Origin of the sequence: Cytobacillus dafuensis (assembly GCF_007995155.1) — a bacterium.
Taxonomy (GTDB): domain Bacteria; phylum Bacillota; class Bacilli; order Bacillales; family Cytobacillaceae; genus Cytobacillus; species Cytobacillus dafuensis.
Window position 1 is genome coordinate 259,001 of the sequence record NZ_CP042593.1, and the last position, 17,600, is coordinate 276,600.

Consider the following 17,600-nt stretch of genomic DNA (forward strand, 5'->3'; position numbering starts at 1 on the left):
AAAGTTGAGCAGAAAAACCAAAGAAAACACTCATGCTGAGTGTTTTCTTTGTTAAGCTAATAAGCAATTTTAAGCTTATTAACGTACTAAAGTAAAGTGTGTGTTCAATTATATTTCTGCTAATAAGATCGCATAAGAAAAACTAAGGTATTCGCCAAGTCTTTCTAATATCGAAGTTTCATTAAAACCTCTTTAATCTCTTCATCAGCCATTACTGTTTTCTTATACCGTTGGGTAATCTTTGTTAAAGCTACATCGTGATAGAAGAAATCAGTAAAAATCTTTACTAATGGCGGCGACTGTGTTCGAATGGCTTGCCAATATGAATCTTCAATACCGGCAAACATCATTTCCTTCTCATCTACAATGATAATTCTGCTTCGCTCGAGCGTTTCATGGCTTTGATCAGGAATAAGTGTAGAGACGGTTGGTATGATTGTTTCAACCTCTCCAATTACATGAATAATGACTTCCAGCCCTTCTTTGTATTTCGATTCTAATAATGGCAAGTATGTAACTAAGTCATCTGCCCATGCAGAAATAAAGATAGAACGTGTTGCTTTTAAAGATAATGCCTTTATGAATGATTGGATGGATTGATTTTTTTTCAATGTCCATACACGGTCATCTACTTCGGTTTCTTCCACGTTTATTTTTTTTAGTTCTTCAATATGTAATTCAAAATCTGTTTTTAATTTTTCAATCATTGCGTCCATCGGCAATGCTGTATAGAGACGTTTCTTTTCAACCGTCGACTCCATCACAATTCCTTTTTCAGACAATCTGTGCAGAACTTCGTATACTTTCGAACGAGGAACCCCGGATCGTTTAACAATAGCCGTTGCATCAAGTGCTTGATTAATTGTAATAAGCGATGAATATACTTGACTTTCGTATTGTGTAAAACCAAATTGCTGTAGCATCAAGATCCTCCTATTCTTTGTACAACCTTACCAATAGCATAGACTAAACACTCCTATAATTTCTAGTTGTTTATCTTTTTGTATAGTGTTACCCTTATGGTGGTAACTTTTAAAGGTGGTGTTTTCATGAATAAACGAGTGTATTTATTAACGATCGTTTCATTTGTGGTTGGATTAGTTGAATTAATACTTGGAGGAATTCTTGATTTAGTAGCTAATGATCTGGGGGTTTCTCTCGGGAAAGTCGGCATGTTAATTTCAATTTTTTCTTTAGTATTTGCTATTTTTGGCCCCATTTTATTAGCCGCTACAGCTAAAGTAGAGCGAAAAAAACTAACATTAATTTCTCTAAGTGTTTTCTTTTTTGCTAACTTACTTGCTATGTTTAGTACAGGTTATGCCATGCTTATGCTTGCACGTATCATTTCTGCCATGAGCGGAGCTTTACTTATCGCCTTATGTGTAACGATTGCATCTAATATTGTTTCAGAACAATACCGTGCCCGTGCGATTGGCATTGTTTTTATGGGAGTTAGTGCTTCTTTAGTACTTGGAGTACCGGCGGGTCTAATGTTAGGTAATGCTTTTGGCTGGCATGCCCCATTTCTCATGATTACGATCTTAACAGCATTGTCCTTTTTCGGGATCTATTTCTTTATGGAACGCATTAACCCGAAACCTGGTATTCCCTTTAGGGAACAGCTGCAGACATTGAAGAATGGCAGGATTTTATTGATTCAATTATCGTCATTTTTATTCTTAGCTGGACATATAACGCTTTATGCATACTTAACCCCATTCTTACAAATGACAATGGGGCTTGATGGTACATGGATTAGTATGATGTATCTCATCTTTGGTATTTCAGCGATTATCGGCGGTGGTATGGGTGGAATGCTGTCTGACCGCTTTGGACCGAAGAAAACAATTATTGGAGTTATGGCTGTATTTGCTGTATCGATTTTCACGATTCCGTATACAACAAGTATTTTTCCGTTATTTTTAGTGGTGATGATGATTTGGAGTATGCTAAGTTGGGCGATTACCCCAGCGATACAAAGTTACTTAATTGAATCTGCACCAGAAACAGCTTCTATTCAGCAAAGCTTAAATAACTCTGCTCTCCATTTCGGAATTGCTTTTGGGTCCATGATTGGGGGTATTGTTATTGAAAATGCAACTGTTGAGATGAATGCAACGGTTGGTGGAATCTTTGTTCTTTTTTCTTTACTAATGTTTTCATTAACAATGGTTAATAAGAAAAAACATGCTGAGTCTTCAGCTGCTTAAGACAAAAAACATTATCACTGATCATTTTTGAGTAGGTTTATATCACGAACGAATCAGGTTATTGATATGACAAAAGAAAGTCTTTTACACTTAATCAGTAAAAAGACTTTCTTTTTCATTATCTATGACATCCTTCATCTATTTTGAAAAAAAGTAATGAAACCGGAATGCTTTGTCTAAGTACCTTAACAATCGGATTTGGGAAGATAATGAGTTTTTAATTGGAAATATAAAATGTTACGTAATACAATACGTTATTGCAGTCAAAATACCTAATTGCTCAATGTTTCACAAATTATCCATGGACTATTAAGTTGTAAGAACTTATATTTTAGGTGTAGAGAGAAATAGTTGGAAGTAAAATGATTCTACAACGGGAGGAAGAATGAATTATGCCGATGACAACATTTAAAGCTACTGCTCATTTACAGCAAGGTGTTCAAGTTAAAGTTAAATCTCGTGATTTTGAGATAATCATTGATGAACCAAAGGAATTAGGTGGAACAGATACAGGGATGAATCCTGTCGAGCTAACTTTATCCGCATTAGGTGCTTGTCAAGCTATCGTAGCTCGTGTATACGCTAGAAAGTTTAAAATTGAATTTGATGATCTTTGGATTGATGTGGAAGGTGACCTTGACACAGATGGCTTTATGAATAAATCTGATGTCCGCCGCGGGTATTCTGATATTCGTTTTAACATTCATATTGCTACAGATGCACCTAGAGAGAAAGTTGAGGAGTTTGTCGCGTTTATTGAAAAGACATGCCCGGTTGGGGATACCATCGCTAACCCAGTAAACTTAAAATTGAATGAGATTATTTTAGAACCGAGAAAGGTCCATGTGTGAAATTAAGACTCTTTTAAAACTTAAATACATTTCTCTATGGGCTGTACGAAAAGGATATTGTACAGCCCTGTTTTTATTGGGGTTTATTTTTCTATTGCCATATTAACCGCTTCGATCGCATGAATGACGGTTGTATCAAATAATAGAACTTCTGAATCCTCTTGTTTAACCAATAATCCAATTTCTGTACAGCCCAATATGATTCCTTCAGCCCCATTATCAACTAAACTCTTAATAACTTTTTTATAATAATATCTTGACGATTGTTGAATATTTCCTAAACATAACTCTTCATATATAACTTTATTTATCATTTCTCGTTCAGTATGATTTGGCACTAAAACCTGTATACCATTAGATTCTATTCTAGATTTATAAAAGTCTTGTTCCATTGTATACTTAGTACCTAATAGTCCTACAGTCGTAATATTTGATTTTTTTATTTGATTTGCTGTTGCTTCCGCTATATGTAAAATAGGTATGTTTATTTTTTCTTTAATAGTTTCAATTACTTTATGCATCGTATTTGTACAGATAACAATAAATTCTGCTCCTCCTTTTTCTAATGAGTGAGCAACATTCCCTAATAATTCACCAGCTTTATCCCAATCACCTACTGCCTGATAACGTTCAATCTCCTCAAAATCAACGCTGTATAACAAGCATTTTGCTGAATGTAAACCACCTAATCTTTTTTTTACTTCTTCGTTTATAATTCGATAATATTCAACTGAAGATTCCCAACTCATTCCGCCAATTAATCCAATCGTCTTCATAAGTTCCCCCCATTTCTATTTTGTTGTCATAATACTAATTATTCATAAGAGCATCAATTTAATCTTCTAATGCAAAAATAGTTTAAATAGACATGCTTTGTCTACTATCTTGATATGTTATTAATAGAATTAGCAGATCATAAAACGGAAACTCCGAAGACTATGTTAAATTTCCTTGTTGATTTCCGCTGCAGGCACTTAGCGATCGCGGGCGGTCCGGAAGCCTCCTCGTCGCTATCGCTCCTGCGGGGTCTTCCTTTGACTCGCTTTTCCCGCAGGACGTTGAATTATCATCCCCGAATAAACAGCGCACGAAGGAAATGCGAATGCATTTTCGAGGAGCTCGTACCTTCCGCTCCAATCAACAACAAAATAGCATTTTCAACACTGAGCGTTAACACAGACCTGTTAAAAAGGGAATTATTGGGTAATTGTACATAAATCAATAAGAAAAGGAATATTAAACCAAATGAATAGTATTTAAGATATACTTAATAGAGAAGTTTAGGAAAATATTAAAGGGGATAAGGATATGCAAAACGGGCTGTATATTTTATATGCTGTAATATTGGGTATCGTTTCATTTTTTACTGGTGAAATAGTCACGTTTGTGATGTTAGGTTTTATTTTTTTGGCCCTTAATAATATCAATTCAACATTAATGAAAATTTATAAAAACACTAAAAAAAATGAATAGCAGTAAAACTTTTAAAGTAACAACTAGGAGATTCGTGCTAATGGGTACGGATCTTTTTTCGAATAGAAAAATGAAACCGGAACACTAATTAAATCGTCTAAGTACGAATTTTGAAAAAAAGGGAGGTGAGCCGTTTTGTATTTGGAAGAGAAAAGCAACGCGAATTATGCATGTGTAAGAGATGAAAATGTTGATGCTGTGATAGAAGGTTTGATGATGGAGTACGGTACAGAGTTGACCTCGCTCGCTTTTTCTTATGTGAAGGACGCGGCACAAGCGAAAGATATTGTGCAAAATGTTTTTATTCGTTGCTATCAGCATTTGAATCAGTTTAAAGGTGAAGCATCAATTAAAACATGGCTATACCGAATTACAATTAATCAGTGTAAAGATTATTTGAAGAGCAGTTATTTTAAAAGGATTTTCTCGATTGAAAAGATGGAAAAAGTGGTGCGATCAGAGCAAAGTCCGGAGGCAGATTTGCTGGATAAGGACCGGAAAACGCAAGTGAAAAATATAGTTTTATCATTAAGACCAAAGTATAAGGAAGTCATATTTTTATATTACTATAAAGATTTTTCAGTAGAAGAAATATCAGTTGTTTTGAAGGTTTCTGCGAATACTGTCAAAACAAGGCTGAAAAGAGGAAGAGAGCGGCTTAAGCAGTTATTAGAAGAGGGGGGATTTGAATGGGAGGATATATGAACAGAGATAAGAAGGTTCGAAACAGTGAATTATTTGAAGAAGTATCATTTAATGAGGACGATCGCCATCAAGTACATATTGTACTTAAGGAAAGAAAGGTTCGACGGAATGTTTTCGGTAAAGGAAAGAGAGCTTTAGTGCCTGTGATCATTGGAATCATGATTTTATGTGCAGGGATCTATTTGCCATCTAATCCAGTATTGGCATTATCAAAGCTTCCTTTCTTTGAATCAATATTTCAATTTTTTGGAGATAGCGGTTTAAAAGATGCTACCAAAGAGAATAAGCAAAATGTTCAACATCAGAAGAGTGAAGATGGTATGAGCATGGAAATACAAGAAGCTGTTTATGATGGAAAAAGGCTTTCAATCAGCTATGTTATCAAGTCTGAAAAGCCAATCAAGAATTATACTAGCCGTATGGTGAATTTTTATATCCCATTCGACGGCTTTCAAAAAGGAGGATTTATGTCCAATGATCAATTTAAGCAAGTGTCAGATCATGAAGTAATCGGCTACTCGACATTTACATACACAGGATCAGAAATGCCGGATGATATCATGGTAGATTTTCTTTATAGAGGAACGACAGATTATACATCTGATAAGCAAAAAGAATTCAAATTTTTGTTTGAAGTTCCGGTTAAAAAGACCACTAAGATTGATACAGTAGTATTCAATAAAAAGAAAAGCTTTGAGGAAGAGGAGTTGAAACTGAAACAAATAAGCCTAAGCCCTATCTCAACGGTCATCAGCTTACAATATAAAGCTCCTTATCAAAATAATCCGGATGATGTGGCGATGTCTATTCGCCTGCTTGATCAAGATAACAGAGTAATAAAGGAAGTTCCTGATGGAATAGGATGGTTTGGTACACAAATAAAGGAAAATAATCGTTGGTATACATTAGAGGAAACAAATGAATTATTTGAACCGCTTGATAAGGAAATCAAAGAGATTAAAATACAGCTGTTTAATAACCAAAACCAAGAGGATATTTTAGCTAATACGAAGGTTAAATTAATCGCCTTGCCAGAAGCAAAGAACCAGCTTCTTAACCTTGGTGAAAGAGGGACGATGAAAATTACTGATATAAAGCAAGAAGAGGATTCTGCTGTGATCCGTTACGAATATAAAAGCAGCTTTGCCTTTTATCAAAACTTTTCACCGCTCGTACTAAAAAGCGCAGATGGAAATTGGCATCATGGCATTGAAATGGAACGAAAATATCTTGGAAATGAAACGTATATGGTAGAAGAAATATTTCTTGATCTTCCTAAGGAAAAGTTAGAGGTGAGATATCTGCAGCAGAAAGCACCTGAGTTAATAGAAGAACTGGAAATACAGGTATCATCTGACGAAATCAAAAAGGGCATCAAAGTACAATAACCAAGCTAGCGGTCAAAATGCTTAAGTCATTGACCGCTTTTTTCAGGAGGGACAAGAAGCTAGGTGCTTTTTCTCTATTTGAACGGCCTCGTAATTGGTAGACACAAATAATGATTATGGGGTTCGTTTATGTACTAAAGCTTTTTTATCAAAAACTCTTTATCTTTTAAAAACATCAATGTCGATCAAGCCAATAGCTGAATTCATATCATAAAAGCCATCAATTTTCATTTTATCCTCAGTGGTTAACTCTGTAACATATTGTTGAATATAATTCAGCCAGTCATTTTCTAACTCATCCACGGTTTTCCCATAAACTTTCTGAAGTCTTTCAAGCAAATTATCTTTATTATAAATTTGTTCAAATTTCTCTATACCATATGTATCAATTAAATAGGTGACAAAAGAACCCGAATGAGTGTAGCTGATCCATTGTAGAGTATAGTCTTTATAATCTAGTAATGTTGGGCGGAATAACTCATCATCCTTGTTTACATCGATTAATTTGAATAATGGAATGGCTTTATTATTATCAATAAAATATTTCATCATTTTGTGTTCAGGATAACTCTGTTTTCCGTATTTGTTCTCCATAAAGGTAGCGTAACCCTCTTGTGTGAAATAACCTTTGCTAGAATCAAAATTATCCCCATACCCTAATAAAGTGTGTGTCATCTCATGCACTAGGGGATACTTATTAGTCCTAATAGAATAAAGCTTAATTTCTGACCTCAACCCCCAGGAAACTTGATTTCCCTCCAATAAAAAAACATTTATTTTTTCAGACGGAACATAGTCCGGTTTTATTGATTGATGAACTACTTCATAAGAACTAAGGATTTCTTCCTTTATTGAATCCACTTTCTGTTGAGGGACTCCTATTGTATTGAAAATTTCAAATGTAATTTTTTTATCTTTAGTAATCACAATGTTTTCTTCCGTTTTTTCTGTATATGTATTTTCATTCGGTGAATTTTTTTTCTTTGGTACTGTAGTTTCATTAGAACACGCAGTTAGAACTAATATGCATAAAATGGCGTAAGTCAAACGATTCATAAAATCCTCCCTTAATAAAAGGTTCATAAGCGTCTAGAATAATATTAACATATTTTTCCTAATGAAATAATTGCTTCTTCACGGATGGGTGCATTTTTTATTATTGGCTGAAGGAATTATATGCATTTTTAATGAACGCTTGATCATGGGATACAAAAAAATCGTTCCATATTCAGCATAATAAAAGAGCTTGGAAATTCCCAAGCTCTTTTGCATTTACTTTAATTCTGGATCATTCGTTTAATTTTACTTTAAACTCAATTTGAGTTTCTATTTTGTATTCGTTCTTCCTTCAAAAAGTATGACGTGAACGAATTTGTCTAAATCAACAATAAGGCAGCGCCGTTTGCAAATGATGAAATGAACTTAATGCCAGTTTCCTGCTTTATATTCTCCCTTTCTAAATGGCAGCCACCAATTCCACTTTCCAAATAGCTTCATTAAGCTAGGGACGAGTAAAAGTCGAATAATGGTCGCATCAATGGCAACTGCAATTGCAATTCCAACCCCGATCTGTTTTACCGGCATGACATCCGTAAAGGCAAAGGCCCCTGTTAAAACAATCATGATAAGAGCGGCTGATGTAATTATTTTACTCGTCGTCGCTAACCCCTCAACGGTTGCACGGTCATTGTCAAATGAATTCGCATACTCCTCCTGCATTCTCGAAATAAGGAATACCTCATAGTCCATGCTTAAACCAAACACAAGACTAAAGACAATGACAGGAATGATAAGGGCAATTGTCCCAGCCTCCAAGCCAAAATGGCCGTATTGGAATATATAGACGAGAATGCCAAACGTCGCAGAAAGTCCAACAATGTTCATCAATATCGCTTTAATCGGAATTAAAATCGACCGGAAGGCAAGCATCAAGATTAAAAAGGTCGAAACAATAATGACAGTAAGAACAAGCCCAATTTTATTAGCGATCTCATCGAATATTTCCTGATTAAATTTTGGCTGACCCCCGACCAAAAGGTCGAAAGAGGTGTCCTTCTCTGATAGATGACGTACCCAATCTTGTGCTTCATTTGAAGCTCCCGATGCTTTTAGCGTTACAGGAATGAACAGCTTATCATCTTTTACGAAGGAATCCCATACTGGTTCAAGAGTCGCTTTCATTTCCGGTGCTGCCCATGCTTGCTCCCATTCCATAGGCGATTTGATCCCGCTTAAAGAAAAGATGGTTGTCACCTGATCGACAAGTGAATCATTCAGAAAATCATCTTCTAATTTCTGTATTTGTTCTAAGCCCTCTAAATCTTGCCAACCTTCCTCACGCGTCGCTACGACATATACAGAGGATTTCTCTCCAAGTCCAAATTCATCCTCAAGTATTTCATATGCTTGGCGTGAGTCATATGATTCAGGTAAAGAATCGATTTGCGGAATGGTTAAATTCATGTTCCGAGCAGGGATAAGAGCAATACTTAATAGAATGAGCGCCAATATTGTTATCGTAACAGGACGCTTGATTACACCATTTGCGAAAACGCGCCAACGATTCGTACCATTTTGCTTTATTTTCAGTACTTGCCATTTATCAATTCGATCACCTAACACAATTAATATTGCAGGCAAAAGCGTTATCGAACTAAATACCGCCATCGTGACAACAATCATTCCGCCAATCGCGATATTTTGGAATATATCTACTTCAATGAATAACATTGCTCCAAGTCCAATAAACACACAAAAGGCAGAAAAGATAACCGAACGTCCTGCCGTTCGAATCGTGGTGGAGACCGCTTCAAGCGAAGTGGACTTTTTCCGTTCTTCTCGATATCGACTAATAAACAGCAAAGCAAAATCAATGCTTAATGCAAGACCGAGCATTGGAATAATATTAAGGACAAAAATAGAAAGATCGACTTGACCACCTAAAATCGTTAATGTCCCGAACGAGACAATAATCGTACTTAAACCAATAATTAATGGGATGCATGAAGCCATAACGGTTCCAAATGCAAATAAGAGAACAATAATGGCAATCGGAAGACCAATCGCTTCAGCAATCATCAGATCTCGTTGACTAGCCGTATTAATATCTTTTGAAATCGCAGATGCTCCAGTTAAAACAATCCCTTTTTCATCTCCGATTGCGTCACGTATTTTTGTTACAATTTCGGACATATCTGCATCTTCATCATCGAATTGAAGCATCGCATAAGAAAGATGCTCTTTATATAATGAAGGATCTTCCAATGGCGAAACAATTTGAGATGTAACACCCATTTCCTCAATTTTTTTAAGTGTCGCCTTTATTTTTTCATCACTCACTTGATCAAAAACAAGAAACATTGTCTCTACAGGCATATCAAATGTATTTGCAGCGATTTCCATTACTTCTTCATGCCCCCCATCCATCCGAAACCCATCGCCTTGAAGCATCGAAGGAAGGCGGATAGCGAAAAACGCCATCACTACTGTGAGCACAACCCAAGTGATCAAAATATATTTATAAGCTCCCGTTACAAACCGTGCTAGAGTGCGCATACTCTCTTTCCCCTCACTATGTACGAATCGTTTTCCCTTTTTATACGATTTCTTGATCCAAACCAACATATTTTTTATTAGCTATAATATATTTTTTTCATGAGCAGATAACACAATATTCGTTGATGGAGTACCATATGGCATCGCTTGATCAATAAAATGCTCTAATGTTTCGACTGATTTCGTCGCTACTTTAGCAATATAACTAATTTCTCCAGCTACTCGATAGCATTCGAGCACATCTGGATGTGTGTAACAAAATTGAGCGAGATTTTTACAATCCGTCGATTTAAATAAGACTAGCGCAACGATTGAACGTTCAAGCTTATTCAAATTGATTTTAGCTTGATAGCCTTCGATCACATTCTGTTCCTCTAACTTTTTCACTCGTTCTGCAACAGCTGGTGCCGATAAGTGGACATGAGAAGCGATTTCCTTCATCGGCATCTTTGCATTTTGCTGAAGCCGTTTTAATATTTCATAATCAATGTGGTCCATTTTCTCACCTTTTTTTATTAATAATTTTAACGATTTTTCAAGAAATATAAAAGTATATATATGAATATTCCTTTTTTGCATTATGTAACTGGAAGACCTGCTTATTTACAATTTACTATAAAGGAGGCGTTCTAAATGACAAAGATTTTATTACTGCTAGCAAATGGGTTTGAAGCTGTAGAAGCGAGTGTCTTTACAGACGTATTAGGGTGGAACAAATGTGAAGGCGATGGTTCTACGGAGGTCATTACAGCGGGGTTACATCCTCGACTACAATGTACGTGGAACTTTCAAGTAGCTCCTGAAAAGCTTTTGGATGAGATCGAATTAGAAGAGTTTGATGCACTAGCCATTCCCGGAGGGTTTGAAGAAGCTCACTTTTATGATGATGCATTTAGTGAGCCATTTCAGAGAGTGATCCAGCATTTCGATTATCATAAAAAACCGATTGCTTCGATCTGTGTGGCATCCTTAATGGTTGCACATAGTGGTGTTTTACAAAATCGAAAGGCAACCACTTATAATCATCCAACTAGCAAGCGATTAGCACAATTAAAACAATACGGAGTGCAAGTTGTGAATCAACGGATTGTCCGTGACGAAAATATTATTACATCTTCCAATCCCGGTACAGCTTTTGATGTGGCATTTATGCTGCTCGAAATGTTAACGTCCAAGGAAAATACAGAGAAAGTTAAGGATTTAATGGGATTTTAGTAGTTTAACAGGGATTCAAGGGGATTAAGGAAATCTTTTAAAAGCTGGTGCTTCAATAGCAGAAAAATAAATGATACTGTCGAACAAGGGTATTCAGTCGGCAGGCAATCATGGCTTAAAGTAAAAGCTCAATAGGCAGATGACAATTTTATCATACAGGTTGGCGGAAGAATCTTTGTTGTTGAAGAAGGGTATTGGTGTTAATGCTTCAAGAACATTTTGTTATGAAAGTCTTTCTAAGACTAAAGGTGTAGATTTATTCAATCGAATTCTTGATTCATTTATTTATTTTTTAATCTAGGATTAAGGTAGATGAAAACAAGGAGGAAATGCAAAGTGAGGCATTCACATTTATATGAAACACATATTAATACAAAAGATTTAAGTAAGGCAGTAGAATTTTATCAAACGTTAGGTTTGGAACTGGCACACATCATTCCTGATAGGAAAGTTGCATTTTTTTGGCTGGGAGATCCGTCTGAAAAAGCACAAATGCTAGGGATATGGGAAGTACCAGATCATCAATTTTCACGCTCTCACTTTGCTTTAGGCGTAACGTATGATGAATTACTTAGTGTACCTGAGTTTCTTTCTAACTTAGGAATTGAATTGTCTGCATCCTTTGGTTTAGATACGAGTGAACCGATCGTACATACTTGGATGCCTGCAGCAAGTTATTATTTTGCAGACCCTGATGGCAATTCTTTAGAATACATTACTGTTCTAGATCAAAACTCTAATTTAGAATTACCAATCATGCACTTAAGCAAATGGGAAGAAATCAATACAGTAAAAAATGTTAATAACCAGGAAGCATCACATAAAGTTAAGGATTGATCTTTTGTTACTAACTAGAAAAATCTGTTCAAACTTTATTTAATAAAGGGATATTTAAAAATAACAAAAAATCCCTTGTCTGACTGTTGACAATTATAAGAAAAAAGTGGTAATCTTCAAGAACACTAAACAATATTTTACAGGAAAAACAGAAGCTAAACAAAGGAGGAATGGGCAATGAGAGATTTTAATGCTTGCTTTATAACAATTAATTTAATATATTGTCCATACCTATTTTCTGTAAAATTGTGAATTCATAACGAGAAGAAAGGTATGGGTGCGACTTCTATACCTTTTTTGAGATGCATGCTCTTTTTGAGGGTATGCATCTTTTTTGTTGGGATTTTTTAGTGAATTGCTATAGAAGGAGTAGATGATGATGTGGATTAGACAAAAAACAATGATTTTTAATAATGTGTTGCTGGACAGTGGGTAGCTATGTTCACAGCTTGAGAGAGAAAGAAGGTTTGATAAATGTTTGATGTATTAGTGAAGTTGGGTTGGTTTTTTAAACAGTATTGGAAACAATATACCATTGCGATTATCTTGTTAATGATTGCTACTTTCTTAGAAGTAATTCCACCGTATTTACTTGGCTCCATTATCGATATTTTAACAGCTGGCGAAATGACAAAAGCGATATTGGTTCAATATATACTCATATTCGTTGCGATTATTGTCTTCGGTTATTTTTTGAATTTCTTGTGGCAATATCGTTTATTTGAAGGGGCTCTTAATCTTGAAAAATTAATGCGTCGTAAATTAATGCTTCAATTTTTAAAAATGACGCCAACATTTTATGAGAAAAATCGTACGGGTGACTTAATGGCGCGTGCGACAAATGATTTAAATTCTGTTTCATTAACAGCAGGATTTGGGATCATGACATTAATTGATTCTACTTTATTTTTGGGCACCATTATTTGTGCGATGGGTTTTATGATTTCATGGAAATTAACATTCTTCGCTATGCTGCCTGTGCCTATTATGGCTGTGCTCATTCAGTATTTAGGTAAGCTTGTACATGAACGATATATGAAGGCCCAGGACGCATTTGGCGAACTAAATGATAGTGTTTTAGAATCTGTTGCAGGTGTACGTGTGATTCGTGCTTACGTTCAGGAGAAGAAGGATGAGGCTAATTTCGCTGATATGAGCGAAAAAGTGTACGAAAAAAATATGTATACAGCTAAGATAAACGCTTTATTCGGACCAATCACGAAAGTTGGAACGGGAATTAGCTATGTCGTGGCACTTGGTTACGGAGCATTTCTAGTATCAAACGGTGAAATGTCGGTCGGTCAGCTCGTCACATTTAATGTCTATTTAGGGCTTGCAGTATGGCCGATTTTTGCCATTGGCGAGTTAATCAATGTCATGCAGCAAGGTAATGCTTCACTTGATCGTGTACAAGAAACCCTCGACTACGAAGCAGACGTTCAAAACACGAAAAATCCGGTTGCGATTCCGACACCGAGTACAATTGGATTCGATGATTTGATGTTTCAATATCCAACAAGCCAGGTGAAAAACCTACAGCAAATCTCTTTGTCACTTGAAAAGGGAGAGACGCTTGGGATTGTTGGGAAAACAGGTGCAGGAAAAACGACGTTCCTAAGACAATTACTACGCGAATATCCACTTGGTGAAGGTCAATTAACGGTTGGTGGGATTGATATCGCCTCGCAAACAAAAGAGCAGATTCTTGATTGGATCGGATATGTACCACAGGATCATGTGTTATTCTCACGTACAATTCGAGAAAATATTTTGTTTGGTAAAGAGGATGCAACAGATGCTGATATGGAGAATGCTATTCGCCTTGCATACTTTGAAAAGGATTTAGAAAATTTACCGATGGGGGTTGAAACCCTTGTTGGTGAAAAAGGGGTTTCTTTATCGGGGGGACAAAAGCAGCGTGTGTCGATTGCGCGTGCCCTTATTAAAGATCCTGAAATATTAATTCTAGATGACTCACTATCAGCGGTCGATGCCAAAACAGAAGCTCGTATTATTAAAAATATTCAAAAGGAACGAAGTGGCAAGACAACGATCATTACGACACATCGTTTGTCTAGTGTGCAGCATGCAAATGAAATTATCGTCCTAGATGAGGGACAAATTACAGAGCAAGGAACACATGAAGAGCTTATCGGACAAAATGGCTGGTATAAAGAACAATTTGACCGTCAGCAGCTAGAAGGAGGCGGGTCATGAGTACGAGTAAACGATTATTGAAATATGCTTTGGATTTTAAGCGGCCCATTTTTCTTGGATTATTTTTCTTAACAGCCGCAGTATTTACCGATCTTGCAGGTCCATTCATTGCAAAATATATTATCGATGAGCATATGACAATTGGAAGAATTGAAATCAAGCCGATTGCTTGGCTGCTTTGTTTATATTTTATTTTAGCCATTGCAACAGCTATTTTACGTTACTTTATGTTTATTTATTTGCAAAGTGGTGCAAACCGTGTTGTACAGAAATTACGTCAGGATGTATTTGGTCATATTCAAACATTGCCGATTCAGTATTTCGATAATCTGCCAGCTGGAAAAATTGTGGCCCGTGTCACCAATGATACAGAAGCAATAAGAAATTTATATGTGACAGTCCTTTCTAATTTTGCAACAGGCCTTATTTCGATAGCAGGTGTATATATTGCGCTATTTATATTAAATTGGAAATTGGCGATCATTGCCTTAATCTTGCTTCCAATCGTCTATCTTTGGATGATTCTATATCGAAGATTTGCGTCGCGATACAATAAAGTGATTCGCAAAAAAATTGCTGATATTAATGCCATGATTAATGAATCCATTCAAGGCATGACCATTATTCAAGCCTTTCGTCGTGAAAAGCAAATGACGAAAGAATTTGATGAAATGAACGATGAACATTATGCCTATCAGCGAAAATTATTGTTATTAGATTCAGCAACGTCTTTTAACTTAGTAAATACGATTCGTCTCATGATGTTTTCGATTTTTATTATTTATTTTGGGACACAATCCCTTACGACAGCAGAGATTGTGTCATCAGGTACTCTATATGCTTTTGTCGATTATTTAACGAGACTATTCAATCCGATTACGCAAATCGTCAATCAGTTTTCACAGCTAGAACGCTCACTTGTGGCAGGGAACCGGGTGTTTGAAGTGTTAGATACAAATGGGGAAAAGGTATCGCAAGAAATGATGCCAAAATATGATGGGCATGTCCTATTCGAAGATGTATCATTCGCTTACAAAAACGATGAATATGTTTTGAAAAATGTATCTTTTGAAGCGAATCGCGGTGAAACAGTGGCCCTTGTTGGCCATACGGGTTCTGGAAAAAGCTCCATTATGAATCTACTATTCCGCTTCTATGATCCATCTAAGGGTAAGATTTATATTGATGGTATCGACGTAACGACTGTGCCAAGACAGACGATGCGCCAGCATATGGGCATTGTTTTACAAGATCCATATTTATTTACAGGAACGATCGCGTCCAATGTCAGTTTGAATGATCCAAAAATTACACGGGAAAAGATAGAAGAAGCATTGAAAGCAGTTGGTGCGGAACGAGTTCTGAGCCATCTCGAAAAAGGAATCGATGAACCTGTTATCGAAAAAGGAAGCACACTCTCTTCTGGCCAGCGTCAGCTTGTTTCCTTTGCACGAGCACTCGCCTTTGACCCTGCGATTTTAATATTGGATGAGGCCACATCCAATATTGATACAGAGACAGAAGAAATCATTCAGCATGCGATGGATGTTCTTAAGAAAGGACGTACGACGTTTATTATCGCACACCGTCTTTCAACCATTAAAAATGCCGACCGTATTCTTGTATTAGATCGTGGCGTCATTAAAGAACAAGGTACGCATGATGAATTGCTGGCTCATGGCGGCATTTATGACCAAATGTATCAAATGCAGGCAAAATCACTACAAGTATAAAGATTAGTAAGAGGGGAAGAGTTTCTCACTATATCTCAGCCAAATTATAGGAATGAAAAATAAAGTATTTTTGTTATGAGGAATGCTTTGCCAAGGAATTCAAACGTTGAATGGTCTCATGAACGCCTGATGGGACCACTTCGCCATATGATTTAAGCATTTAGTGGTCTCATGAACGCCTGATGGGACCACTTCGCCATATGATTTAAGCATTTAGTGGTCTCATGAACGCCTGATGGGACCACTTCGCCATATGATTTAAGCATTTAGTGGTCTCATGAATGACTGATGAGACCACTTCGCCATATGATCTAAGCATTTAATGGTCTCATGAACGCCTGATGAGACCACTTGGGTATGTAAGTTTCATTTATGTAACGCATAATAATATTTAAAAATTCTAAAAATGGGGTTATTCTCTTTGAAACAGCAACTATACTCATATTGTTTAAAAGGCGATATTAATAAAGCTTATGACTATCTGCAAAGATTGGATGAAAATAAAAGCTTAGAAAAGCTTACAAAAAAATTCTACAATCGCTTTTTTTCTGAGAAGCCAGTATTTCAATATAAAGTAAAAGATACATGGATTAGAAGTATCATCAAAGTATATAACCAATACTTTATTTCCGTATTAACCAATAAAATGAATAAGAAGGATGCTGAAAGTCTATTAATGAAGCAACTAATAGAGTTGTTACCAACCAATGAGACTTTTGGTGATATAGATTCTGTTGAAGATCGATTAGCTGAAGAGTTTAAGATGAAAGGTTTCTATTTTCTTGGAGGAGTTACTCCGCCTTTTAGGGGTCCGTACATATGGGGGAAAGAAGAGTCAGTTGAATATGAAGTTTCACTTCCGACTGGCTCTAAAAAGGTAAATGTCATTTTTATGTCAGATTTTATTATGCAAAGCTGGCTGCATTTTGCTACATTTGGTGGAAGGACAGCAGGGGGATGGGCAACTAAAAATGCGTTGTATTGTGTAAAAGAAAGGTATGAGAAAGTTCTAGATAAACCGGATTTTTTATACTCATACCTTGCTCATGAAGCACAACATTTTTCAGATTATGAAGACTTCCCCTGCCTACTTTCTCGAGACTTAGAGTACCGAGCAAAATTAGTAGAGCTCATCTATCACCCTTTAAATAATAAAGTTTTAATGAAGAAGTTTTTATCAGATGCAGACAATAATAAAGAAAATCCTCATCCTTATTCAAGTTTTGTCATTTGTACGAATTTATCAAAGGCAATCTTTAACCAAGACTATGAGAGTAATCTTGAAAAATGGAAAAAAATCGACTCTCACTTATTAAGTAAGTACGCTAAAGAGCTATTTCAAAGACATACCGACCTACTAAACAAACATGGTAAAGATAAAGTAGAAGGTGTTATATAAAAAAGGATTCTAGA

14 protein-coding genes are annotated in these 17,600 nt (G+C 36.1%); 9 read left to right on the top strand and 5 right to left on the bottom strand.

All coding sequences use genetic code 11. The features are described 5' to 3' along the window. Positions 1 to 164 precede the first annotated feature (164 nt). Positions 165 to 923 (bottom strand): TrmB family transcriptional regulator, encoded by a 759-nt coding sequence (locus FSZ17_RS01340; protein ID WP_057776130.1) that lies wholly within the window; start codon positions 921 to 923, stop codon positions 165 to 167. Between the two features lie 126 nt (positions 924 to 1,049). On the opposite strand from FSZ17_RS01340, the gene FSZ17_RS01345 reads away from it, so the two are divergent. Both FSZ17_RS01345 and FSZ17_RS01350 read left to right on the top strand, forming a co-directional pair. Further along, on the top strand, positions 1,050 to 2,213 hold the full coding sequence (locus tag FSZ17_RS01345) for an MFS transporter (protein WP_057776131.1): 1,164 nt from the start codon (positions 1,050 to 1,052) through the stop codon (positions 2,211 to 2,213). Between the two features lie 392 nt (positions 2,214 to 2,605). Further along, the gene (locus FSZ17_RS01350) at positions 2,606 to 3,064 is read left to right on the top strand and encodes an OsmC family protein (protein ID WP_057776132.1); all 459 of its coding nucleotides are present in this window, start codon (positions 2,606 to 2,608) and stop codon (positions 3,062 to 3,064) included. Positions 3,065 to 3,147: 83 nt separating this feature from the next. Here the strand turns inward: FSZ17_RS01350 and FSZ17_RS01355 are convergent, their stop codons facing one another. Continuing rightward, positions 3,148 to 3,840 carry an aspartate/glutamate racemase family protein gene (locus tag FSZ17_RS01355; RefSeq protein WP_057776133.1) on the bottom strand — a complete coding sequence of 231 codons (693 nt, stop codon included), beginning with the start codon at positions 3,838 to 3,840 and terminating at the stop codon, positions 3,148 to 3,150. A gap of 832 nt (positions 3,841 to 4,672) precedes the next feature. Here FSZ17_RS01355 and FSZ17_RS01360 point away from each other — a divergent pair. Then, on the top strand, positions 4,673 to 5,242 hold the full coding sequence (locus FSZ17_RS01360; RefSeq protein ID WP_082625408.1) for a sigma-70 family RNA polymerase sigma factor: 570 nt from the start codon (positions 4,673 to 4,675) through the stop codon (positions 5,240 to 5,242). After that, positions 5,227 to 6,630, top strand: coding sequence for a DUF4179 domain-containing protein (locus FSZ17_RS01365; protein ID WP_057776134.1), 1,404 nt, complete (start codon positions 5,227 to 5,229; stop codon positions 6,628 to 6,630). The genes FSZ17_RS01360 and FSZ17_RS01365 overlap by 16 nt, the downstream gene beginning before the upstream one ends. 159 nt (positions 6,631 to 6,789) lie before the next feature. Here the strand turns inward: FSZ17_RS01365 and FSZ17_RS01370 are convergent, their stop codons facing one another. The 3 genes from FSZ17_RS01370 to FSZ17_RS01380 all read right to left on the bottom strand — a co-directional run bounded on the left by FSZ17_RS01370 (position 6,790) and on the right by FSZ17_RS01380 (position 10,683). After that, positions 6,790 to 7,686 (bottom strand): gluzincin family metallopeptidase, encoded by an 897-nt coding sequence (locus FSZ17_RS01370; protein WP_057776135.1) that lies wholly within the window; start codon positions 7,684 to 7,686, stop codon positions 6,790 to 6,792. Positions 7,687 to 8,052: 366 nt separating this feature from the next. Beyond that, positions 8,053 to 10,185 carry an MMPL family transporter gene (locus FSZ17_RS01375; RefSeq protein ID WP_057776136.1) on the bottom strand — a complete coding sequence of 711 codons (2,133 nt, stop codon included), beginning with the start codon at positions 10,183 to 10,185 and terminating at the stop codon, positions 8,053 to 8,055. Between the two features lie 81 nt (positions 10,186 to 10,266). Beyond that, positions 10,267 to 10,683, bottom strand: coding sequence for an Lrp/AsnC family transcriptional regulator (locus FSZ17_RS01380; RefSeq protein WP_057776156.1), 417 nt, complete (start codon positions 10,681 to 10,683; stop codon positions 10,267 to 10,269). A 135-nt stretch (positions 10,684 to 10,818) separates the two neighbouring features. On the opposite strand from FSZ17_RS01380, the gene FSZ17_RS01385 reads away from it, so the two are divergent. From FSZ17_RS01385 to FSZ17_RS01405, 5 genes are all read left to right on the top strand, one after another. Then, on the top strand, positions 10,819 to 11,400 hold the full coding sequence (locus FSZ17_RS01385; RefSeq protein WP_057776137.1) for a DJ-1/PfpI family protein: 582 nt from the start codon (positions 10,819 to 10,821) through the stop codon (positions 11,398 to 11,400). A gap of 336 nt (positions 11,401 to 11,736) precedes the next feature. Then, positions 11,737 to 12,237, top strand: a complete 501-nt coding sequence (locus tag FSZ17_RS01390) for a VOC family protein (RefSeq protein WP_228460262.1) — start codon at positions 11,737 to 11,739, stop codon at positions 12,235 to 12,237. A gap of 474 nt (positions 12,238 to 12,711) precedes the next feature. Further along, positions 12,712 to 14,454, top strand: a complete 1,743-nt coding sequence (locus tag FSZ17_RS01395) for an ABC transporter ATP-binding protein (RefSeq protein ID WP_057776139.1) — start codon at positions 12,712 to 12,714, stop codon at positions 14,452 to 14,454. Beyond that, positions 14,451 to 16,187, top strand: coding sequence for an ABC transporter ATP-binding protein (locus tag FSZ17_RS01400; protein WP_057776140.1), 1,737 nt, complete (start codon positions 14,451 to 14,453; stop codon positions 16,185 to 16,187). Before FSZ17_RS01395 ends, FSZ17_RS01400 begins: the two co-directional genes overlap by 4 nt. Before the next feature lie 421 nt (positions 16,188 to 16,608). Further along, positions 16,609 to 17,586: a hypothetical protein gene (locus tag FSZ17_RS01405; RefSeq protein WP_057776141.1), complete on the top strand. Its 978-nt coding sequence runs from the start codon at positions 16,609 to 16,611 to the stop codon at positions 17,584 to 17,586. The last annotated feature ends 14 nt before the right edge of the window (positions 17,587 to 17,600 follow it).